The following is a 21507-nucleotide window of genomic DNA, read 5'->3' as shown; positions in this document are numbered from 1 at the left end:
GCCCGGCCGCGAACGACGGGGCATATGGACCGCGACGATGCGCCACGGTGAGGGGTGTTACCCGGATCGTTCCGGCTGCGGGCACTCGCTTCGGCGAGCTCGCGGCGACGGGACGGACCCTTGGCCTTCAGTCTAGCGGGTCAGCCGGCGTGGCGACGCCCCGACGCCCGGGTGACGACGCCGGGATCCGCGCACGCCGTCCCGGGGTGTGCGCGGCGGCTCCGGCGGCGCCCGCCGCTTCGGGAAAGTACCCTGGGATCATGCCCACCGAACGCGACCTCGCCGCCACCATCGACCACGCGATCCTGAAGCCGGAGCTCACCCGCGCCGACGTCGACGCCGAACTCGACATCGCCGCCGAGTGGGGTGTGTTCAGCGTCTGCGTGCGTCCCAGCGACATCCCCCACGCCGTCTCGCGCCTGGCAGGCACCGGCGTGAAGGTGGGCACCGTCATCGGGTTCCCGCACGGCACCACCTCCACCGCGGCGAAGGTCGCCGAGACGCGTCAGGCCCTCGCCGACGGCGCCGCCGAGGTCGACATGGTCGTCAACATCGGCGCTCTGCGCTCGGGCTTCGACGACGTCGTGGTCGACGACATCCGGGCCGTCGTGGAGGCGGCATCCGGTCACATCGTCAAGGTCATCCTGGAGACCGCGCTGCTCGACGACGAGCAGATCGAGCGCGGCAGCCGGCTGACCGAGGCGGGTGGGGCGGACTTCGTGAAGACGTCCACCGGCTTCGCCGGCGGCGGCGCCACCGTCGCCCACGTCGAGCTCATGCGCCGCACCGTGGGCGAGGGCGTCCAGGTGAAGGCGTCGGGCGGGGTCCGCAGCTACGCCGACGCCCTCGCCATGCTCGATGCCGGCGCCACGCGCCTCGGCACGAGCGGCAGCGCCGTGATCCTCGGCGAGGCCCGTCGCGTGGATGCCGGCGGTCAGGCCACCGGCGACGTCGACTCCGGCTCGTACTGAGCTCTCCTCGCACGGACGGAGCGCCCGCGGCCACGGCTGCGGGCGCTCCGTCGTTCCGGCGACGGGATGCGGGGGCGGACCCGGTCAGCTGCCCGGCAGGAGCGCGGCGCGGACCGCGGCGACATCGCCGCCCATCGTCGTGATGAGCGCCTCGATCCCTTCGAACCTCACCATCCCGCGGATGCGGTGGGTGAGCTGCACCTGCACGGTGTGGCCGTAGAGGTCGAGGGTCGTCTCGTCGAGCACGTACGCCTCGACCTGTCGCACCGGCACGTCGTCGAAGGTCGGGTTAGTGCCGATCGAGATGGCGGCGGGATAGCGCGTCGCGGCCGCGAGGCTGCCGGCATCCGTCCCCTCGTCGACGAGCCAGCCGGCGTAGACACCGTCGGCGGGAACGAAGCCCTCGGCGTCGACCGCGAGGTTCGCCGTCGGGTAGCCGAGCTCACGACCGCGCTTGAGCCCGTGGACGACCTCGGCGCGGAGGGCGTGCGGGCGCCCCAGCAGGCGGGCGGCTCCCTCGACGTCGCCGGCGGTGAGCAGCTCGCGCACCCACGTCGACGAGACGCGGCGGCCGCCGCCGCGGACGTCGGAGACGACGTCGACCGAGAACCCGAGCTTCTCCCCCAGGTCGGCCAGCACCGCGGGCGTCCCCGCGCCGCCACGACCAAAGCGGAAGTCGTCGCCGACGAGCACGCTCACCGCGGCCAGGGCCTCGACGAGGACGTGCTCGACGAACTCCGTCGGCGACAGCGAGGCGAGCGCCTCGTCGAAGCGGAGGACGAGGGTGGCGTCCACGCCGGCGTCCGCGAGCAGCGCGATCTTCTGATCCACGCTCACGAGGTTCTCGGGACAGACGTCGGGGCGGAGGAGGCTGAGCGGGTTGCGGTCGAAGGTGACGGCGACGACGCGGGCCGCGGCATCGGTCGCGGCCACGCGGGCGCGGTCGATGACGGCGCGGTGGCCCGAGTGGACGCCGTCGAACTTCCCGATCGCGACGACACTCGGACCGAAGCCGGCAGGGATCTCGGCGGGGTCGAAGAACACCTTCACGGACGCGGACCTGCCGGTGCGGGGACGGCTCTCGCCGTGCGGTGCGTCAGGAGCCACCAGAGGCCGAGGCACGGCAGGATCACCGGGATGAACACGTACCCGATGCCGAAGCCCGACCAGACCGTCGGGTGGTCGAAGAGCTCGGGATGGGTGAGCGACAGGGTCCCCACCACGAGGACGCCCACCAGCTCGAAGGAGATCGCCGTCCACGCGATGCGGTACCAGGTGTCCGACGCGCTGAAGATCAGGGCGAGCGTCGCGACGATGTAGACGACCGCGGCGCCGGCGGACAGGGAGTACGCGAGGGGCGCCTCGTCGAACTCCCGGACGATCTGGACGAAGGAGCGGCCGGTCGCGCCGAGCGCCATGATGGCGTAGAACACCACGAGCACGCGGCCGATGCCCGTCATGCGGCGCACAGCCGGCGGGGTCGGCGCGGACGCGCTCGGGGTGGTCGCGGACGGCGAAGTGACCTCAGACATGGCGCTTCGATTCTACGTTCGTGGCGGGCATCGGCGGATCGCGCCCCCGCGCGGGCGGCTCAGGCGAGCTGGACCGTCCAGATGACGTGCATGCGCCACACCATGATCGCGATGGCGAACGCGGCGACCCCCATGATGACGGTACTCCAGCGGCCGCGCTCGATCAGCGCCCAGGCGACGGCCGCGGGCGGGATCAGCACGGCGGAGATCAGGTAGACCCAGTACTCCAGCAGGTCGCCGCTCGGCGGGTTGCCCGCCAGCGGCGACACGATCGCGATCACGACCTGCGCGATCAGCAGCAGCAGGATGAGCGCCTGCGTGCCGACCGACAGATCGCTGGGGCGCCGTCCGACGAGCCCGAGGAGGACGCACAGGAGGCCGGACGCACAGGCGACGACGAGCTGGAGCACGGTGAACCACAGGATCACGGCTGCTCCTCCGGCATGTTCATGATGCTCTTGACGTCGGCGCCGCGGCGGCCGACGATTCCGACGAGCTCGCCGTCCGGGTCGATCGCGGCGGGGGTCTCGGCCGCCAGCCGGTCCGCGGCCCCGATGAGGCGCTTGCCGTGACGCAGGTCGCGCGCCTCGTCGGCGGTGACCGGGAAGGAGCCCAGGACGGATGCCGCGACCGCCGCGCCCGCGCGCAGCGGGGCCTCGGCGGTGATCTCCGCGACGGCGTCGGCGACCGGGAACGGCCCGATGCGGGTGCGGCGGAGAGCGGTGAGGTGGCCGCCGACGCCGAGTCGCTCGCCCACGTCGCGGGCCAGCGCGCGGATGTAGGTGCCGCTCGAGCAGTCCACGACGACGTCGACGTCGATGACGCCGTCGCCGCGTCGGACCCTGAGGACGTCGAACCGCGAGACGGTCACGTCACGGGCCTTGAGCTCCACCTGCTCCCCCGCGCGCGCCAGGTCGTACGCACGGCGGCCGCCGACCTTGATGGCCGAGACGGTGCTGGGGACCTGCGAGAGGGGGCCGGTGAGCGCCGCGACGGCGGTGCGGATCGCGTCGTCCGGAACGGACGCGGCATCCGTCTCGCCGGTCACCGCGCCGTCGGCATCGTCCGAGTCGGTGGCGACGCCGAGGCGCATGGTGGCCTCGTACGTCTTGTCGAGGCCGACGAGATAGGTGAGCAGGCGGGTGGACGGGCCCACACCGAGGACGAGCAGTCCGGTGGCCATCGGGTCGAGGGTGCCGGCGTGACCGATCTTGCGGGTGTTCAGCGCGCGGCGGGCGCGGGCCACGATGTCGTGGCTGGTGACGCCGCCGGGCTTGTCCACGAGCAGGATGCCGCTCGGGTTCGGCGTCTGATGCATGGCCTCCAGCTTAGGCGGCGCCGCCCACGACATAGGCTGGGCCGGTGTCCGACCTCGCTGCGCCGCTGATCGCGTGGTACCGATCGAACGCGAGGGACCTGCCGTGGCGCGCGGCCGGGTTCGGGGCCTGGGGCATCCTCGTCAGCGAGTTCATGCTGCAGCAGACGCCCGTCGCCCGGGTGATCCCGCGGCTCGAGGAGTGGCTCGCGCGCTGGCCGGCACCGGCCGACCTCGCCGCCTCACCGCCGGCGGACGCCGTGCGACTGTGGGCGAACCTCGGGTACCCGCGCCGTGCCCTCTGGCTGCACCGCGCCGCGACCGAGATCCGGGACCGCCACGACGGCGTCGTCCCCCGGGACGTCGACGCCCTCCTCGCGCTCACCGGCATCGGCGACTACACCGCGCGCGCCGTCGCCGTGTTCGCGTACGGGGACCGGCATCCGGTCGTCGACACCAACACCCGCCGGGTCCTCGCGCGTGCGGTCGCCGGACGCTCGCAGCCGGGGCCGCCCGCGAGGACGGACCTCGCCGCCATGGCGGCTCTCCTTCCGGCGGACGACACGGATGCCGCCGTCGTCAACGCCGCGGCGATGGAGCTCGGGGCGCTCGTGTGCGTCGCGCGCACGCCGCGCTGCGACGCCTGCCCGCTCGCCTCCCGGTGCGCGTGGCGCGCCGCCGGATACCCCGACACCGGGGACGAGCGGCGCAGGCAGGCGCGCTACGAGGGCAGCGACCGGCAGGCGCGCGGCGCGGTCCTGCGGGTCCTGCGCGCCGCCGCCGACCATGCGGCGCCGGTCGACGAGGTCCTCGCGGACTGGCCCGACGCGCTGCAGCGCAGCCGTGCCATCGACTCGCTGATCACCGACGGACTCGTCGAGGTGACGAGTCCGACCCTCCACCTGCCGCGCTGAGCGCCGCCGGAGGAGTCCGCCCGTCAGACGCCGCGGGCGTCCTCGGCGTCGTCGTCGGCGTCCTTCGCCTTGACGTAGGGGTCCTCGTCGCCGGCGAAGGTGCCGGATGCGGCGATGCTCGCCACGGCGGCGTCACGCTCCCGGGCCTCGCGCAGCAGCTCCTCGATGTGACCGGCGTTCTCGGGCAGCCCGTCGAGGATGAACTCGAGCGTCGGGGTCAACCGCACGCCGAGCTTGCGCCCGACCTCGCTCCGCAGCATCCCCGTGGCGGCCGACAGCGCGGCGGCCGTGTCGGTCCGCGCGGTGTCGTCGCCGTAGACGGTGTAGAACACCGATGCGTGCTGCAGGTCGCCCGTGACGCGGACGTCCGTGATGGTCACGAAACCGAGGCGCGGGTCGCGCAGCCCCTTCTCGAGACGCTCCGCGATCAGAACGCGGATGCGGTCGGCCAGTCGTGCCTGACGTTCACCAGCCATGTGTGTTTCTCCTTCTCAGGCCCGCGCATCGGCGGACCGCGAACTGCGAGGCGATGGATGCCACCGGGTGGTCGGGGCCGGAGGGCCCGTCATCCCGATGGCATCCATCGCCGAGCGACAGACGAGGATCAGCCGCGCGGCTTCTCCACCATCTCCGTCGTCTCGATCTCGTCGCCCACCTGGATGTCATTGAACTTGCCGAGACCGATACCGGCCTCGAAGTCCGTCCGCACCTCGGTGACGTCGTCCTTGAAGCGACGCAGCGACTCGATGGCCAGGCCGTCGGCCAGCACGACGCCGTCGCGGATGACCCGCGCCTTGGCGTTTCGCGTGATGGTGCCCGAGCGGACGATGACACCGGCGATGTTGCCGAACTTGGAGGACCGGAAGACCTCGCGGATCTCCGCGACGCCCGACTGGACCTCTTCGTACTCCGGCTTCAGCATGCCCGTGAGCGACTGCTCCACGTCGTCGATCGCGTTGTAGATGACCGAGTAGAACCGGACGTCCACGCCCTCGCGGGAGGCACGCTCCCGCGCCTTCGCGTCGGGGCGGACGTTGAAGCCGATGACGATCGCGTTGTCGATCGTCGCCAGGTTGATGTCCGACTCGGTGATCGCGCCGACGCCGCGGTGGATGATCCGCAGCTGCACGGACTCGTCGACCTCGATCTTGAGGAGCGACTCCTCCAGCGCCTCGACGGCACCGGAGACGTCACCCTTGATGATGAGGTTGAGCGACTCGACCTTGCCCTCTTCGAGAGCACGGGTGAAGTCCTCGAGCGAGATGCGCTTGCGGGCCTTCGCCAGCTGGGCGTTGCGCTCGACCGCTTCACGCTTCTCAGCGATCTGGCGTGCCATGCGGTCCTCCTCGGTGACGATGAACACGTCACCGGCACGGGGCACGGAGTTCAGACCCTGGACCTGCACCGGGCGGGACGGGTAGGCCTCGTCCACGGCGTCGCCGTTCTCGTCGATCATGGCGCGCACGCGGCCGTACGCCGTGCCGGCGACGATCGCGTCGCCGATCCGCAGCGTTCCGGACTGGATGAGCACCGTGGCGACCGAACCGCGGCCCTTGTCGAGCTTGGCCTCGATGGCGACACCGCGTGCAGCCTTGTTCGGGTTGGCCGTGAGGTCGAGGCCCGCGTCGGCGGTGAGCAGCACGGCGTCGAGCAGGCTGTCGATGCCGGTGCCCTGACGAGCCGAGACGTCGACGAACATGACGTCGCCGCCGTACTCCTCGGCGACCAGGCCGTACTCGGTGAGCTGCTGACGGACCTTGGCCGGGTTGGCCTCGGGCTTGTCGACCTTGTTGACCGCGACCACGATCGGCACGTTCGCCGCCTGGGCGTGGTTCAGCGCCTCGACCGTCTGCGGCATGATGCCGTCGTCGGCCGCGACCACGAGGATCGCGAGGTCGGTCACCTGCGCACCACGGGCACGCATGGCGGTGAACGCCTCGTGGCCCGGGGTGTCGATGAAGGTGACGGCGCGCTCGATGCCCTCGTGCTCGGTCCAGACCTGGTACGCACCGATGTGCTGCGTGATGCCGCCGGCCTCGCCGCCGACCACGTTGGTCTGACGGATGGCGTCGAGCAGTCGCGTCTTACCGTGGTCGACGTGGCCCATGACGGTGACCACGGGAGGACGGATCTCGAGGTCGTCCTCGCTCTCCGCCTCCAGCTCGGCCTCGAGGTCGAGACCGAAGCCCTCGAGGAGCTCCTTGTCCTCGTCCTCGGGGGAGACCATCTGGATCTTGTAGCCGAGCTCCTCGCCGAGGACCTCGAAGGTCGCCTCGTCGAGCGACTCGGTGGCCGTGGCCATCTCGCCCAGGTTGAAGAGGATCGTCACCAGGGTGCCGGGCTGCACGTTGTAGCCGCGCAGCGCCTCGAGCTTGTCCGCGAAGTCGGAGATGGATGCACCGCGACGGAGGCGGATGATCTCGCCGTTGCCCTTCGAGACGTTGACGCCGCCGACGACCGGCGCCGACCGCATCTCGAACTCTTGCCGCTTCGCCCGACGCGACTTGCGCTGCTTCGACTTGCCGCCGCCCTTGCCGAAGGCACCCGCGGTGCCGCCGCCGGGGCCACGGCCACGGCCACCGCCGCCACCGGGACGACCGGCGAAGCCGCCGGCCGGAGCGCCGGGACGCGCGGCACCGAAGCCACCGCCGCCGCCGGGACGGCCGGGGCCGCCGGGACGCTGCTGGAACGGTGCACCGGGACGACCGCCGCCGCCGGGACGACCGGCGCCACCGGGACGCGGAGCACCGGGACGAGGAGCACCGGGACGCGGCGCCTGCGGACGCGGGATGTTGCCGGGGGTCGGGCGCTGGCCCATGCCCTGCGCGCTCGCGAACGGGTTGTTGCCCGGGCGGGGACCGGCGGGACGCTGTCCCATGCCCTGTGCGCTGGCGAACGGGTTGTTGCCGGGGCGCGGCGCGCCGGGAGCGCCACCGGGACGGGGCGCCTGCGAGGCGGGCTTGCCGGGAGTGGGTGCGGCTCCGCCCGGCTTCGGCGCGTCGCCGGAATCGGATGCCGGAGCGGCAGGCGCCGCAGCGGGCGCTGCCGGAGCCTCAGCGGCGGGAGCCGCCGGAGCAGCCGCTGCCGGAGCGGCGGGCGCCGGAGCCGGAGCTGCCGGGGCGGGGGCGGCGGGCTTGGGCGCACCGGGACGGGGTCCCGACGCACCGGGCTTCGCAGCCGGCTTCGCGGGCGCCGCGGCGGATGCCTTGACGCCTTCCGCCTCGAGGGCGGCGCGGAGCTTGCGAGCCACGGGGGGCTCGATGGTGGACGAAGGGCTCTTGACGAATTCGCCGAGCTCCTTCAGCTTCGCGAGGGCGACTTTACTGTCGACGCCGAGCTCGGAAGCGATCTCGTGCACGCGTGGTTTTGCCACAATTCTCCTGTCTGGGGCCCGCCCCGGACAGGGCAGACCATCATTGGCGGACGGGTCTCATTTCGAGCCGTTCACTTTGAGTCCATAGCCGTTCAGCCGTTTCGCTGGTGGGTGTTATGAGTGGTCCGCGTGTCCAGTGCTGCCGTCTCCAGCAGACCGGACACCCGTAGTGCGCGTCCGAATGCGCGGCGCCGCAGGGCGGTGGTCACGCAGCTGTCCGTGTCATGCACCCACGCGCCCCTCCCCGGCAGGACGGCATCCTCGTCGGGGACGAGGGCTCCATCCACGGCGACGACGCGGAGCATCGAGGACCGGGGGGCACGCGCGCGGCATCCCACGCACGTTCGAACAGGTTCCATCCTACCGCGTCAGGACTCTTCGAGAATGCTGTCGGGCTGAATGTCGATCTTCGCGCCCGTCAGTTTCGCCGCCAGCCGGGCGTTCTGTCCTTCTTTTCCGATGGCCAGCGACAGCTGGTAGTCGGGAACGAGGGCGCGCACGGCCTTCGTCGCCTGGTCGAGGACGAAGCTCGAGGTGACCTTCGCCGGCGACAGCGCGTTGGCGACGAACTTCGGCAGCGTCTCGTCGTAGTCGACGATGTCGATCTTCTCGCCGCCGAGCTCCTCGGTCACGGCGCGCACACGGCGGCCGAGCTCGCCGATGCAGGCGCCCTTCGCGTTGATGGACGGGTCGTTCGCCTTCACGGCGATCTTGGTGCGGTGCCCCGCCTCGCGGGCGAGGGACACGATCTCGACGACGCCGGATGCGATCTCGGGCACCTCGAGGGCGAACAGCTTGCGAACGAGACCCGGGTGGGTGCGCGAGACGGTGATCTGCGGCCCCTTGAGCCCCTTGGACACCGACGTCACGTAGACGCGCAGTCGTGCGCCGTGCGCGTAGTCCTCGCCGGGGACCTGCTCCTCGGGCGGGAGGATCGCCTCGATCGTGCCGAGGTCAACGTGCACCATGCGGGGGTTCGGGCCCTGCTGGACGACGCCGGCGACGATGTCGCCCTCCTTGCCCTTGAACTCGCCGAGGACGGCGTCGTCGGCGATGTCGCGCAGGCGCTGGCTGATGACCTGCTTGGCGGCGAACGCGGCGATCCGGCCGAAGTCGTCCGGGGTGGACTCCTCCTCGCCGATGACGGCGCCCTCCTCGTCGCGCAGCGGCACGTAGACGGCCACATGACCGGTCTTGCGGTCGAGGTTCGCGCGAGCGCCCTCGGGCAGCTCGCCGTCGGGCGAGGTGTGCTTCGCGTAGGCGGTGAGGATGGCCTGCTCGATGATCCGGATCAGCTCCTCGAGCGGGATCTCCCGTTCGCGTTCGACCGTCCGCAGCAGCCCCATGTCGATGTCCATGAGTGCCTCCCTCTTCAGTTGATGTTCATGGTGCCGCGGCTCGAGCGCGTCCTCGCGGACCCGCCTCGCGGCATCCTCTCCACGTTAGCCGATCGGGGCACGCCGGACCTGACAAGATCGTCTGATGACCGATGCCGCACGAGACGTCGCCCGCGCCGCAGAGCAGTCCCCGCTGATGCGCGGACTCGCCCGCGGCGGCTATGCCGCGAACGGGGTGATGCACGTGCTCCTCGGCGCCATCATGATCACCCTCGCCCTGGGCGGAGGCGGCGACGCCGATCAGGCGGGGGCGTTCGCCGCGGTCACCGAGGCTCCCCTCGGCCTCGCCGGCGTCTGGGTGCTCGCGGTGCTGCTCGCGGCGCTCGGCGTCTGGCATTCGCTGCGCACCGTGCGCGTGCGCGGCGGTGACCTGCGGGCGTGGGGCCGGCGGGTCAGCCCGGCCGCCCAGGCCGTCGTGTACTTCGTGCTCGCCGGCATCGCGACGAACGTCGCCCTCGGCGCCCGCCCCGACTCGGACGAGCGCGCGAAGGAGGCGAGCCAGGGCCTGCTCGCCACACCCGGCGGCGTGTTCGTGCTCGCCGCGGCCGGCATCGGGATCGCCGTCACCGGGATCTGCTTCGCCTCGATCGGCGTCCGCCGCTCGTTCGACAAGGTCGTCCGGATCCCCGACGGCCCCGCCGGGCGGACCCTCACCGTCGCGGCGGTCGTCGGCTATCTGGGCAAGGGCGTCGCGATCGGCATCGTCGGCGTCCTGATCCTGGTCGCCGCGTTCCGCCACGACCCGGGCGCCGCCGGCGGGCTCGAGGCGGCGATCCACGGTCTCCTCGAGCAGGCGTTCGGCCCGATCCTCGTCGTCCTGGTCGGACTCGGCCTCATCTCGTACGCGGTGTTCAGCTTCCTGCGCGTCCGCTACGCGAAGCTCTGACGCCGCGGTCGCTCAGCTGCCGGAGCGCGGCTCCTCGGGAGGGCTGGCAGGCGGCGCCGAGGCGAACTCGTTGACGGCGCGGATCAGCTGGTGCAGGTCGCCCACCCGATGACGGTCGAAGGTCATGACCAGCCGGGGCAGCTCGATCCGGTCGTCGTCGCGGACCTCGGCCGGCAGCGGGTCGGTGCGTTCGATGCGGCCGGTCGGCACGAGATCGGCGAACCGGTCCGCCAGCCCCGCCACCTCGGCGTCGGTGGGCGGCGCGCACAGCCGGAGCACGAGGCGCGAGCCGAACCAGCGCAGCGAGTCGTAGTTGCGCCAGAATCCGGTGATCTCGGATGCCGCCGCCTCGACCGAGTCGGTCATCAGCACGCGGTCGAAGTCGTCGGCCGAGATGACCCCGCTCGGGATGAGCTGCTCGTCGGCGAACCGCTGCAGGCCCTGCCAGAACGTGCCCCCGGGGGCATCGAGCAGCACGATCGGGGTGGGCTCGGCCTTGCCGGTCTGCTGCAGCGTGAGCAGCTCGAACAGCTCGTCGAGGGTCCCGAACCCGCCGGGGACGCAGACGAACCCGCGCGACTCCTTGACCAGCATGAGCTTGCGGGTGAAGAAGTACTTCATCGCCACGACGCGGTCGGCCTCCGCGATCACCGCGTTCGGCTTCTCCTCGAACGGCAGCCTGATCGACACGCCCAGCGAGTTGTCGGGCCCCGCCCCCTCGGCGGCGGCCTGCATGATGCCGGGACCGGCGCCGGTCACCACCATCCATCCCCGTTCGGCGAGCGCACGGGCGACGTCGGCGGCGGCGCGGTAGAGGGCGTCGTCGGGACGGGTGCGCGCCGATCCGAAGATCGTGACTTTCGGTGCGGCCCGGTGAGGCGCGAACAAGCGGAACGCCGCGCGCATCTCCGACAGCGCCGCCGAGGTGATCTTCAGATCCAGGCGGTCGGTGTCGTCGCGGCCGAGCGCCACGCCGGTGACGAGGATGCGCGCGATCAGGTCCTCGTTCTCGGCGATGCCGGCATCCGCGATGAGCGTTCGCAGGTCATCGGTGATGTGTCCGCGGACAGGGTCGGTGGAGCTCGTCGACATGCCTCCAGGCTGTCATGTCCTCGGCACGGTTGGGCGGACCGATCCTCCCCCGGTGCGGCGCGCGCCATGGCGCCGGCACCGCGGCACGGGGATACTGGCCGGCATGGATGCGATCAACGCGTGGCTGCTCTCGTCGGGTGACCTTCTCTGGACGTGGCTCGTCCTCCCGGTGGTGGTCGGCCTGGGGCTGTACTTCACCGTCCGCTCCGGCGTCGTGCAGTTCCGGCTGATCCCGGACATGTTCCGCACGCTGACCGACAAGACGCCGCAGACCGAGGACGGCGAGCCGCAGTCGGTGTCGGCGTTCCAGGCCTTCACGATCTCCGCGGCCTCCCGCGTCGGCGTCGGCAACATCGCCGGTGTCGCCACGGCCATCGCGCTCGGCGGACCCGGCGCCGTCTTCTGGATGTGGCTCATGGCGTTCATCGGCGGCGCGTCGAGCTTCATCGAGTCCTCGCTGGCGCAGCTGTTCAAGATCCGCGACCGCGGGAGCTTCCGCGGCGGACCGGCGTACTACATGGAGCGCGGCCTCGGCGCGCGCTGGATGGGGATCGTCTTCGCCGTCATCCTCATCATCTGCTTCCCGTTCGCGTTCAGCTCGCTGCAGGCCAACACGATCGCCGCCACGATCACGACGACGCTCGGATCGGATGCCGGCTGGGTCCCGTGGGCACTCGGTGCCGTCGTCGCGGCCCTGACCGCGCTCGTCGTCTTCGGCGGCGTGCGCCGCATCGCGTCGGTCACCCAGACGCTCGTGCCCCTGATGGCGCTGCTCTACCTGCTGCTCGGCCTGAGCGTCGTGGCCATCCACATCACCGAGGTCCCGCGGGTGTTCGCGTCCATCTTCACGCAGGCGTGGGGGCCCAACGAGGTGCTCGGCGCGACGCTCGGGTACATCATCATGACGGGCGTCAAGCGGGGCATGTTCTCCAACGAGGCGGGTCTCGGCTCCGCCCCGAACGCCGGTGCGAGCGCCGCCGTCACCCACCCCGTCAAGCAGGGTCTCGTGCAGACGCTCGGCGTCTACTTCGACACCTTCCTGGTGTGCTCGATCACGGCGTTCATCATCCTCGTGTCGGTCCCCGATCTGTCGGGTGCGGCGCAGGGCATCGACCTGACGCAGGACGCGCTGACGTCGACGCTCGGCTCGTGGTCGAGCATCGCGCTGAGCGTGATCATCTTCCTGCTCGCGTTCTCGTCGATCCTCGGCAATTACTACTACGGCGAGTCGAACGTCGAGTTCATCACGCGCAACCCGGCCGTCCTCACCGGGTACCGGGTGCTCGTGGTGGTCGCCGTTCTCCTCGGGTCCGCGGCATCCGCGGAGCTCGTCTGGAACCTCGCCGACGGGGTAATGGGGCTCATGGCCCTCACGAACCTCATCGCGATCGCGCTGCTCTCGCCGCTGGCGCTGCGGCTCCTGAAGGACTACTCGGCGCAGCGGCGCGAAGGCCGCGACCCGGTGTTCACGCGCGATCGCCTTCCGGGCGTCGGCGGGATCGAGTGCTGGGAGGACGAGCGCACCGTCACCGGTCCGATCCGCGTGGTGACCCCCCGCACGCGGCCCGCGCGGCGCTGACGCCGCCGCCCGCGCACGCGGGGGAGGCGGGTCAGCGGGCCGTCAGCGCGGCGATCGCATCGGCGGCGGCGACGGTCTGCCGCTCCCCCGTGCGCCGGTCCCAGAGCTCGACCTGGCCGTCGGCGGCGCCGCGTCCCACGATGAGGATGCGGGGGACGCCGACGAGCTCGGCGTCGCCGAACTTGACGCCCGGCGACACCTTCGGACGGTCGTCGAAGAGGACGTCGACGCCGGCCGCGTCGAGCTCTGCCGACAGCGTCTCGGCCAGCTCGAACGCGACGGCATCCCGGCCCGTCGCCACGACGTGCACGTCGAAGGGTGCGATGGACTCGGGCCAGACGAGGCCCTTCTCGTCGTTGTTCAGCTCGGCGAGCGCGGCGAGGATGCGGGTGACCCCGATGCCGTACGAGCCCATGGTGACGGTGACGAGCTTGCCGTTCTCGTCGAGGACCTTGAGCCCCAGCTTGTCGGCGAAGAAGCGGCCGAGCTGGAAGACGTGGCCGATCTCCATGCCGCGGGCGAGCTCGACCGGCCCGGAGCCGTCCGGGGCCGGGTCGCCGGGGCGCACGTCGGCGACCTCCACGACGCCGTCCGCCGTGAAGTCGCGGCCCGCGACGAGCGAGTGGACGTGCTTCTGGTCGATGTTGGCGCCGGTGATCCAGCTCGTGCCGTCGACGACCCGCGGGTCGAGGACGTAGCGGATGCCGGTGGCCGACTCCTCGCCGAGGACCGGGCCCTCCGGCGACCAGGGACCGATGTACCCCTTGACCAGTCCCGGGTGCTTCGCGAAGTCGGCCTCGGTCGCCGCCTCGACGGCGGCGGGCGCGAACGCCACCTCCATGCGCTTGTCGTCGACCTCGCGGTCCCCGGGGATCCCGACGACGACGAGCTCGCGCGTGCCGTCGAGGTGCGTGAGCGCCAGCACGACGTTCTTGAGCGTGTCCGCGGCGGTGTACTCGCCGTCGAGCGCGGCGTTGCAGTGCGCGACGAGGGTGTCGATCGTCGGGGTGTTCGAGGAGTCGAAGATCGTCGCAGCCGGCAGTCCGTCGAACGGGATCGGCTCGGGGGCGACGGTCGTGAACGCCTCGACGTTGGCGGCGTAGCCGCCCGCGGAGCGGACGAAGGTGTCCTCGCCGACCGGGGTGGGGTGCAGGAACTCCTCGCTCCGCGCGCCGCCCATCAGGCCGTTGTCGGCGTTGACGATCACGTACTCCATGCCCAGGCGCGTGAAGATGCGCTCGTACGCGTCGCGCTGCAGCTGGTACGACGCGTCGAGTCCGGCATCCGTGTAGTCGAAGGAGTACGCGTCCTTCATCGTGAACTCGCGACCGCGCAGGAGCCCCGCGCGGGGGCGTGCCTCGTCGCGGTACTTGTCCTGGATCTGGAAGATCGTCAGCGGCAGATCCTTGTACGACGCGTACAGGTCCTTCACGAGCAGGGTGAACATCTCCTCGTGCGTGGGCGCGAGCAGGTAGTCGGCGTCCTTCCGGTCCTTCAGGCGGAAGATGCCGTTGCCGTACGCCTCCCAGCGCCCCGACTGCTCGTACGGCTCCCGCGGCAGCAGTGCCGGGAAGTGCACCTCGAAGGCCCCGGCGCGGGTCATCTCGTCGCGGACGATGGCTTCGATCCTCCCCTTGACGCGCAGGCCGAGCGGCAGCCACGTGAAGATGCCCGGGGCGGCGCGGCGGATGTATCCGGCGCGCACCAGCAGGCGATGGCTGGTGACCTCGGCGTCGGCCGGGTCTTCGCGGAGCGTGCGGAGGAAGTATGTCGAGAGACGGGTGACCACGAGCACCAAGTCTAGGCGCGCCGTCCGCGCGGGCCGTCCAGGCATCGCCACCCCGCTCTACACTGACGGCGTGGCCATCCGCAGCGCTCGACTCGTCGCCGACACCCGAACCGAACTGAGCGCCGCGCTCGCCGATCTGCGACGTGAGCTCGGCCTGCCGGACGCCTTCCCGGACGACGTGCTCACCGAGGCCGACCGTGCCGCGCGGGAGGTGCCGGTCGACCCGGACACCGCCGGCCTCGCCGACCTCCGCGGCATCCCGTTCCTCACGATCGACCCCGACGGGTCGACGGACCTCGATCAGGCCCTCCACATCGAGCGGACCGGCGCGGGTGTCGTGCTGTCGTACGCGATCGCCGACGTGCCCGCCTTCGTGGCTCCCGGCGGCGCCGTGGACGACGAGGCCCGCCGCCGCGGTCAGACGGTCTACGCCCCCGACGGTCGGATCCCGCTGCATCCGCCCATCCTCAGCGAGGACGCGGCGTCGCTGCTGCCTGAGCGCGACCGTCGCGCCTACGTCTGGCGCTTCGAGCTGGACGACGGGGCGCGCCCCGTCACCACCACCCTCACCCGCGGGGTCATCCGCTCGCGGGAGCAGTGGACCTACGTCGACGCGCAGCAGGCCGTCGACGACGGAACGGCGCCCGAGACCCTGCGGGAGCTGGTGTGGTTCGGCGACCAGCGCGCGGCCCGCGAGAGCGAGCGGGGCGGTGCCAGCCTCAACATCCCCGAGATCCGCATCGTCACGACCGACTCGGGATACGGCCTCGAGGTGGACGAGGGCGTGCCGCTCGAGGACGCGAACGCCCATGTGTCGCTGCTGACCGGCATGGCCGCGGCGGACATCATGCTGCGCGGGCGGATCGGCATCCTGCGGACGATGCCGCCGGCGTCCGACGACGACGTCGCGGCGTTCCGCGCCCAGACCGCTGCGCTCGGTCTGCCGTGGGCGGCGGGCGTCCCCTACGGCGACTACCTGCGCGACCTGCCGCGGACCCCGCTCGGCCGGGTCGTCCGCGAGCACGCCGCGAGCCTGTTCCGCGGCGCCGGCTACGTCGCCTTCGACGGCGAGCTGCCCGAGCTGACGACGCAGGCGGCGATCGCGGCGCCGTACGCCCACACCACGGCGCCGCTGCGGCGACTCGTCGACCGCTGGTCGCTGGTCGTCTGCGAGGCCCTCGCCAACGGGACCGAGGTGCCGAGCTGGGCGAGGACGAGCCTGCGCGAGCTGCCGGCGGCGATGGGGCGCTCCGCGCAGCTCGCGGGCCGCCTCGACTCGGGGGCGATCGACCGCGTGGAAGCCGCGGTCCTGTCGGGACGCGAGGGCGAGGAGTTCGCCGGCATCGTGCTGCGGCGGCGCGACTCCGAAGCGCGGGTCGCCCTGACGGATCCCCCCGTCGAGACCACCGTGGCGGACGTCGACGTCGAGGCCGGGTCGACGATCCGCCTGCGCCTGGAACGCACCGACATCGGTGCCGGCCGGGCGGAGTTCCGCGTCGTCTGACGCCGCTCGACTTGACGGATCCGGCGCCACCCGTTGCAATATATTGCATGCCGGTTCCCGCGACGTCGACTCCACCGCGTCCTCTCCTTCGCGATGAGGTGCTGCATCGTCTCCGGGGCGCCATCATCGACGGGACGATCGCGCCGGGCGAGCAGCTGCGCGACGCAGAGGTTGCGGCATGGCTGGGGGTCAGCCGCACGCCGGTGCGGGAGGCACTGCTCGAGCTCTCCCGCTCCGGGCTCGTCTCGGCACTCCCCGGCCGGTCGACCGTCGTCACCCGGATCGACGACGCGGACGTCCGGAATGCGGCCGCCGTGGTGGCCGCCATGCACCGTGTCGCCGTCATCGAGGCGATGGCCCGGTTCACGGACGCCGACCTCGAGCGGATGCGGATCGCGAACGCGGATTTCGTCGCGGCGCACGCGGCCGCCGATGCGGTCGCCGCCCTGGCCGCCGACGACCGCTTCCACGCCGTCGCCGTCGATCGCGCCGACAACACCGCGGTGCGCACGGTCCTGGCGCTCCACTCCCCCGTCCTGCAGCGGGCGGAACTGCTCCGGTTCGGATCCCACGACGCCGAGGCGTCCGCCGCTCGACACGAGGAGCTGATCCGGCACTGCGCGGCCCGGGATGCCGCGGCCGCGGCCGCCGTCGCGGAGCGCATCTGGCTCGACCTCGTCGAGACCGCCTGACCCCGAACGGACCCGCCCGAACGAACCCGCGGCCGGCGGACCCGCCGACCGGCATCCGCCCCCTCGACCCGACCAGGAGCACGCATGATCCTCGACCAGTTCCCCCGCCACCCGCTGACCTTCGGGCCGAGCCCCGTGCACCACCTGAAGCGACTCACGCAGCATCTCGGCGGGGCGCAGGTGTGGGCCAAGCGCGAGGACGTCTCGAGCGGGCTCGCCTTCGGCGGCAACAAGACGCGGAAGCTCGAGTACATCGTCCCCGACCTGCTCGCGTCGGGCGCCGACACGATCGTCTCGATCGGCGGCTACCAGTCCAACCACACCCGCCAGGTCGCCGCCGTGGCCGCGCACCTGGGGCTCAAGGCCCGCCTCGTGCAGGAGAAGTGGGTGCCGTGGGACGAGCCCACCAACGAGACGGTCGGCAACATCCTGCTGTCGCGGATGATGGGCGCGGACTCCCGGCTCGACGACGCGGGCTTCGACATCGGCATCCGGGACTCGTGGAAGCAGGCGCTGGCCGAGGTGGAAGCGGCGGGCGGGACGCCCTACCCGATCCCCGCCGGCGCATCGGAGCACCGCCTCGGCGGCCTCGGGTTCGCGAACTGGGCGTTCGAGGTCGCCGAGCAGGAGAAGCAGCTCGGCGTCTTCTTCGACACCATCGTCGTCTGCACCGTGACCGGCTCGACGCACGCCGGCATGATCGCCGGCTTCGCGGCCCTCGAGGACCTCACCGGGGTGACGCGCCGCGTGATCGGCATCGACGCCTCGGCGACTCTCGCCAAGACCCGCGACCAGGTCGCGCGCATCGCGCGCAGCACGGCGGCGCTCATCGAGCTCGGTCGCGACCTGCGGGACGACGAGATCCAGGTCCTCGACGGCTGGGCGGGCGACCTGTACGGCATCCCGGTGGCCTCGACCATGGACGCCATCGCCCTCGGCGCGCAGCTCGAGGCGATGATCACCGACCCGGTCTACGAGGGCAAGTCGCTCGCCGGTCTCATCGACCTGGTGCGAAGCGGTGACATCCCGAAGGACTCGACCGTCCTCTACGCGCACCTCGGCGGCCAGCCGGCGATCAACGCCTACGCGTCGCTCTGGAGCTGACGGGCGGTCTCAGCGGCGGACGCGGGCGCCCCGACGCTCCGCGTGACGTGCCGGCGCAGCGCGCTCGCGCCGGTGCGTCAGCTCGTGAGGACCTGCGCGGTGCCGATCGGGGCGTCCGGTCCCATCTCGGCCGCGATGCGGTTGGCCTCTTCGATGAGAGTCGCGACGATGTCCGCCTCGGGCACGGTCTTGACGACCTCGCCCTTGACGAAGATCTGGCCCTTGCCGTTGCCGGATGCCACACCCAGGTCGGCCTCGCGGGCCTCGCCCGGACCGTTCACGACGCAGCCCATGACGGCGACGCGCAGCGGGACGGTCATGTCCTTGAGCCCCTCAGTCACGTCGTCGGCGAGCGTGTAGACGTCGACCTGCGCACGACCGCACGACGGGCACGAGACGATCTCGAGCTTGCGCTCGCGCAGGTTCAGCGACTGCAGGATCTGGTGGCCGACCTTCACCTCTTCGGCGGGCGGTGCCGACAGCGAGACGCGGATGGTGTCGCCGATGCCCTCGGAGAGCAGGATGCCGAACGCGGTCGCGCTCTTGATGGTGCCCTGGAACGCGGGGCCCGCTTCGGTCACACCGAGGTGGAGCGGCCAGTCGCCTCGCTCGGCGAGCAGGCGGTAGGCCTTCACCATCACGACCGGGTCGTTGTGCTTGACCGAGATCTTGAAGTCGTGGAAGTCGTGCTCCTCGAACAGCGACGCCTCCCAGACGGCGCTCTCCACGAGCGCCTCGGGGGTGGCCTTGCCGTACTTCTCGAGCAGGCGCTTGTCGAGCGAACCGGCGTTGACGCCGATGCGGAGCGAGACCCCGGCCGCCTTGGCGGCCGCCGCGATCTGACCGACGTTGCCGTCGAATTCGCGGATGTTGCCGGGGTTCACGCGGACGGCGCCGCACCCGGCGTCGATCGCCTGATAGATGTACTTCGGCTGGAAGTGGATGTCGGCGATGACCGGGATCTGACTCTTCGCGGCGATGATGTGCAGCACGTCCGCGTCCTCGGGGCGGGGCACGGCCACGCGCACGATCTCGCAGCCGGAGGCGGTCAGCTCGGCGATCTGCTGCAGGGTCGCGTTGATGTTGTTCGTCGGCGTCGTCGTCATCGACTGCACGGTGACGGGCGCGTCGCCGCCGACGAGGACCTTGCCGACCTTGATCTGACGGGTCTTGCGGCGGGGGGCGAGGACTTCCGGCACGCGGGGCATCCCGAGATTGACTGCTGGCACGATCCCAGCCTAGGCCGCGTCGGCTGGAGCCGGGCTGTACGGCCCGGGATGCCGGATCGGGCCCGGCCCGCTGTGATAAGTTCGGCCCATGTTCGCGAACCGTTCCTGGTGGCGCTCCGCCTGAGGCGGACGCCGCGTGCATCCCGACGACCGCCTGAGCTTCCAGCCCGGCGGTCTTTTCGTTGAGACGGCGACCGCCCCGAACGAAAGAGCACCATGCCCGGCACCGCCCCGTTCAGCCTCGCCGACCTCGCCGCCTCCGGCACGCCGTTCGCCCTCCTCGCCCGTGACGGCGCCACCGTCGAGGTGCTGACCGGCGACGTCGTCGACGTCGACCTGCTCGCCGACATCCCCCTGACCGACGACGCCGGCGCCGCGCGCGAGGTCCTCGCGCTGGTCCCGTTCCGCCAGGTCGTCGAGCGCGGCTTCGAATGCCACGACGACGCCGCGCCGCTCCGCTGCCTCGTCGTCGGCCAGCGCACCGCCCTCTCCCTCGCGGATGCGTTCGCTCACCTCCCCACCGAGCGGGTCCCGCTCGCGGGCGCCGGTTTCGACATCGACGACGAGGAGTACGCCACGATCGTGCGCCGCGTCATCGCCGACGAGATCGGGCAGGGGGAAGGCGCGAACTTCGTCATCCGCCGGGACTACGTGGCATCCGTCGAGGCGGATCCCGTGACCGCGGGCCTCACCTGGTTCCGGGCCCTCCTGGAGCACGAGCGGGGCGCCTACTGGACGTTCCTCGTCTCCACGCCCGGCCACCTCGCCGTCGGGGCGAGCCCTGAGGCCCATGTCAGCGCGCGCGGCGGCGTCGTGACCATGAACCCGATATCGGGCACCTTCCGTCACCCCGCCGGCGGCGCGACCGTCGAGACCCTGACCGAGTTCCTCTCCTCCACCAAGGAGACCGAGGAGCTGTTCATGGTGGTGGACGAGGAGCTCAAGATGATGTCCGCCGTCTGCAGCGACGGCGGTCGGATCACAGGTCCGCACCTGAAGGAGATGTCGCGTCTCACCCACACGGAGTACATGCTGAGCGGCACCAGCACGATGGACCCGCGTGACATCCTGCGCGAGACGATGTTCGCCCCGACCGTCACCGGCTCGCCCATGCAGAACGCGTGCACGGTCATCACGCGACACGAGCGATCGCCGCGCGGGTACTACTCCGGCGTCGCGGCGCTGTTCACCCCGCGCCCGGACGGCGGGCACGACCTCGACGCTCCCATCCTCATCCGCACCGCCTACCTCGTCGACGGCCGCCTCCGCGTGCCGGTCGGCGCGACGCTCGTCCGGCACTCCGACCCGTACGGCGAGGTCGGCGAGACGCACGGCAAGGCCGCCGGCGTCCTGGGCGCCATCGGCGCGATCGAGCGAGACCGGGTCGCCGAGGCGATCGACGAGGACGCCCCCGCCGCCGTCCCGCCGAGGCGGCTCGCCGACGACCCCGGGATCATCGAGCTGCTGGCGTCGCGAAACTCGCGGCTCGCGCCGTTCTGGCTGAACCCGCAGTCGACAGGCGAGGACGGGCCGTTCGCCGGCCGCCGCGCCCTGGTCGTCGATGCGGAGGACCGTTTCACGACCATGCTCGCCCACCAGCTGCGCCACCTCGGCTTCGACGTCACCATCGCGCACTGGAGCGCGGCGACCGCCGAGCGCGTCGCCGCCGCGGAGCTCGTGGTCACCGGCCCGGGCCCGGGCGATCCCCGCGACGAGGAGAGTGCGCGCATCGCCCGCCTCCACGAGGTCGTCCGCACCCGCCTGGACGCCGGGACGCCGCTGCTCGCCGTCTGCCTCAGCCATCAGGTGCTCGCCGATCAGCTCGGCCTCGACCTCGCACCGCTGGCGAGCCCCCACCAGGGGATGCAGAAGACCGTCGACGTGTTCGGCGCGCCGGCATCCATCGGGTTCTACAACACCTTCACCGCGCGGGTCTCCCCCGGCACGGCATCGGTCGGCGGGGCCGACGTGGCAGCGGATGCCGCGACGGGCGACGTCTACGCGCTCCGCGGTCCCGGCTACGCCTCGGTGCAGGGGCACCTCGAGTCGATCCTCTCGGGCGACGGCCTCATCACCCTGGAGCGCCTCATCGGACACGCCCTGCAGCGCGTCGACGCCTGATCTCGCGGA

The 21507-nt window shown here is 71.8% G+C and carries 19 protein-coding genes; 8 read left to right on the top strand and 11 right to left on the bottom strand.

From position 1 onward, the window contains the following. Positions 1–260: 260 nt before the first annotated feature. A complete protein-coding gene (gene deoC / locus AB3M83_RS11900; protein WP_412948346.1) occupies positions 261–971 on the top strand; it encodes a deoxyribose-phosphate aldolase in 711 nt (236 codons plus the stop codon). 84 nt (positions 972–1055) lie between these two features. Here the strand turns inward: deoC and AB3M83_RS11895 are convergent, their stop codons facing one another. From AB3M83_RS11895 to truB, 4 genes are all read right to left on the bottom strand, one after another. Next, positions 1056–2021 (bottom strand): bifunctional riboflavin kinase/FAD synthetase, encoded by a 966-nt coding sequence (locus AB3M83_RS11895; RefSeq protein WP_412948518.1) that lies wholly within the window; start codon positions 2019–2021, stop codon positions 1056–1058. Next, entirely contained in the window at positions 2018–2431 is a 414-nt protein-coding gene (locus AB3M83_RS11890) for a hypothetical protein (protein ID WP_412948517.1), read from the bottom strand. The genes AB3M83_RS11895 and AB3M83_RS11890 overlap by 4 nt, the downstream gene beginning before the upstream one ends. A gap of 131 nt (positions 2432–2562) precedes the next feature. Next, entirely contained in the window at positions 2563–2931 is a 369-nt protein-coding gene (locus AB3M83_RS11885) for a hypothetical protein (RefSeq protein ID WP_412948344.1), read from the bottom strand. Then, complete coding sequence (truB, locus tag AB3M83_RS11880; RefSeq protein WP_412948342.1) at positions 2928–3821, bottom strand: tRNA pseudouridine(55) synthase TruB; 894 nt, start codon at positions 3819–3821, stop codon at positions 2928–2930. Before truB ends, AB3M83_RS11885 begins: the two co-directional genes overlap by 4 nt. A 44-nt stretch (positions 3822–3865) precedes the next feature. On the opposite strand from truB, the gene AB3M83_RS11875 reads away from it, so the two are divergent. Next, positions 3866–4732: an HhH-GPD family protein gene (locus AB3M83_RS11875; protein ID WP_412948341.1), complete on the top strand. Its 867-nt coding sequence runs from the start codon at positions 3866–3868 to the stop codon at positions 4730–4732. 23 nt (positions 4733–4755) lie between these two features. On the opposite strand, the gene rbfA is transcribed toward AB3M83_RS11875, so the two are convergent. The 4 genes from rbfA to nusA form a co-directional block, all read right to left on the bottom strand. Then, positions 4756–5208, bottom strand: a complete 453-nt coding sequence (gene rbfA, locus AB3M83_RS11870; protein ID WP_412948339.1) for a 30S ribosome-binding factor RbfA — start codon at positions 5206–5208, stop codon at positions 4756–4758. Between the two features lie 128 nt (positions 5209–5336). After that, positions 5337–8105: a translation initiation factor IF-2 gene (infB, locus tag AB3M83_RS11865; RefSeq protein WP_412948337.1), complete on the bottom strand. Its 2769-nt coding sequence runs from the start codon at positions 8103–8105 to the stop codon at positions 5337–5339. 92 nt (positions 8106–8197) lie between these two features. Further along, the gene (locus AB3M83_RS11860) at positions 8198–8464 is read right to left on the bottom strand and encodes a YlxR family protein (RefSeq protein ID WP_412948335.1); all 267 of its coding nucleotides are present in this window, start codon (positions 8462–8464) and stop codon (positions 8198–8200) included. Positions 8465–8473: 9 nt separating this feature from the next. Next, positions 8474–9463, bottom strand: coding sequence for a transcription termination factor NusA (nusA, locus tag AB3M83_RS11855; protein WP_412948333.1), 990 nt, complete (start codon positions 9461–9463; stop codon positions 8474–8476). 124 nt (positions 9464–9587) lie between these two features. On the opposite strand from nusA, the gene AB3M83_RS11850 reads away from it, so the two are divergent. Beyond that, positions 9588–10388, top strand: a complete 801-nt coding sequence (locus AB3M83_RS11850) for a DUF1206 domain-containing protein (RefSeq protein WP_412948331.1) — start codon at positions 9588–9590, stop codon at positions 10386–10388. A gap of 12 nt (positions 10389–10400) precedes the next feature. Here the strand turns inward: AB3M83_RS11850 and AB3M83_RS11845 are convergent, their stop codons facing one another. After that, positions 10401–11480 (bottom strand): LOG family protein, encoded by a 1080-nt coding sequence (locus AB3M83_RS11845; protein ID WP_412948329.1) that lies wholly within the window; start codon positions 11478–11480, stop codon positions 10401–10403. Positions 11481–11583: 103 nt separating this feature from the next. Between AB3M83_RS11845 and AB3M83_RS11840 the strand changes: the two genes are divergently transcribed. Beyond that, on the top strand, positions 11584–13059 hold the full coding sequence (locus AB3M83_RS11840) for an alanine/glycine:cation symporter family protein (protein ID WP_412948327.1): 1476 nt from the start codon (positions 11584–11586) through the stop codon (positions 13057–13059). Between the two features lie 31 nt (positions 13060–13090). Here the strand turns inward: AB3M83_RS11840 and AB3M83_RS11835 are convergent, their stop codons facing one another. Next, a complete protein-coding gene (locus AB3M83_RS11835; RefSeq protein WP_412948325.1) occupies positions 13091–14848 on the bottom strand; it encodes a proline--tRNA ligase in 1758 nt (585 codons plus the stop codon). A gap of 70 nt (positions 14849–14918) precedes the next feature. On the opposite strand from AB3M83_RS11835, the gene AB3M83_RS11830 reads away from it, so the two are divergent. The 3 genes from AB3M83_RS11830 (at position 14919) to AB3M83_RS11820 (ending at position 18148) form a co-directional block, all read left to right on the top strand. Next, positions 14919–16352, top strand: a complete 1434-nt coding sequence (locus AB3M83_RS11830) for an RNB domain-containing ribonuclease (protein WP_412948323.1) — start codon at positions 14919–14921, stop codon at positions 16350–16352. Between the two features lie 98 nt (positions 16353–16450). Continuing rightward, positions 16451–17044: a GntR family transcriptional regulator gene (locus AB3M83_RS11825; RefSeq protein ID WP_412948321.1), complete on the top strand. Its 594-nt coding sequence runs from the start codon at positions 16451–16453 to the stop codon at positions 17042–17044. Positions 17045–17128: 84 nt separating this feature from the next. Beyond that, positions 17129–18148: a 1-aminocyclopropane-1-carboxylate deaminase gene (locus AB3M83_RS11820; RefSeq protein WP_412948319.1), complete on the top strand. Its 1020-nt coding sequence runs from the start codon at positions 17129–17131 to the stop codon at positions 18146–18148. Between the two features lie 77 nt (positions 18149–18225). Here the strand turns inward: AB3M83_RS11820 and ispG are convergent, their stop codons facing one another. After that, positions 18226–19377, bottom strand: coding sequence for a flavodoxin-dependent (E)-4-hydroxy-3-methylbut-2-enyl-diphosphate synthase (ispG, locus tag AB3M83_RS11815; protein ID WP_412948317.1), 1152 nt, complete (start codon positions 19375–19377; stop codon positions 18226–18228). Positions 19378–19593: 216 nt separating this feature from the next. Here ispG and AB3M83_RS11810 point away from each other — a divergent pair, with 216 nt between their 5' ends. Continuing rightward, entirely contained in the window at positions 19594–21498 is a 1905-nt protein-coding gene (locus AB3M83_RS11810) for a chorismate-binding protein (RefSeq protein ID WP_412948315.1), read from the top strand. Positions 21499–21507 lie beyond the last annotated feature (9 nt).

This window comes from Microbacterium pasadenense (genome assembly GCF_047246565.1).
Classification (GTDB): Bacteria; Actinomycetota; Actinomycetes; order Actinomycetales; family Microbacteriaceae; genus Microbacterium.
This window is presented reverse-complemented; position numbering and strand designations above follow the sequence as displayed.

Bases quoted from the DNA above. Each gene is read 5' to 3' on its own strand.
- deoC (WP_412948346.1), top strand. From the start codon at position 261: ATGCCCACCGAACGCGACCTCGCCGCCACCATCGACCACGCGATCCTG.
- AB3M83_RS11890 (WP_412948517.1), bottom strand. From the start codon at position 2,431: ATGACGGGCATCGGCCGCGTGCTCGTGGTGTTCTACGCCATCATGGCG.
- truB (WP_412948342.1), bottom strand. From the start codon at position 3,821: ATGCATCAGACGCCGAACCCGAGCGGCATCCTGCTCGTGGACAAGCCC.
- rbfA (WP_412948339.1), bottom strand. From the start codon at position 5,208: ATGGCTGGTGAACGTCAGGCACGACTGGCCGACCGCATCCGCGTTCTG.
- AB3M83_RS11860 (WP_412948335.1), bottom strand. From the start codon at position 8,464: ATGGAACCTGTTCGAACGTGCGTGGGATGCCGCGCGCGTGCCCCCCGG.
- nusA (WP_412948333.1), bottom strand. From the start codon at position 9,463: ATGGACATCGACATGGGGCTGCTGCGGACGGTCGAACGCGAACGGGAG.
- AB3M83_RS11850 (WP_412948331.1), top strand. From the start codon at position 9,588: ATGACCGATGCCGCACGAGACGTCGCCCGCGCCGCAGAGCAGTCCCCG.
- AB3M83_RS11845 (WP_412948329.1), bottom strand. From the start codon at position 11,480: ATGTCGACGAGCTCCACCGACCCTGTCCGCGGACACATCACCGATGAC.
- AB3M83_RS11840 (WP_412948327.1), top strand. From the start codon at position 11,584: ATGGATGCGATCAACGCGTGGCTGCTCTCGTCGGGTGACCTTCTCTGG.
- AB3M83_RS11820 (WP_412948319.1), top strand. From the start codon at position 17,129: ATGATCCTCGACCAGTTCCCCCGCCACCCGCTGACCTTCGGGCCGAGC.
- AB3M83_RS11810 (WP_412948315.1), top strand. From the start codon at position 19,594: ATGCCCGGCACCGCCCCGTTCAGCCTCGCCGACCTCGCCGCCTCCGGC.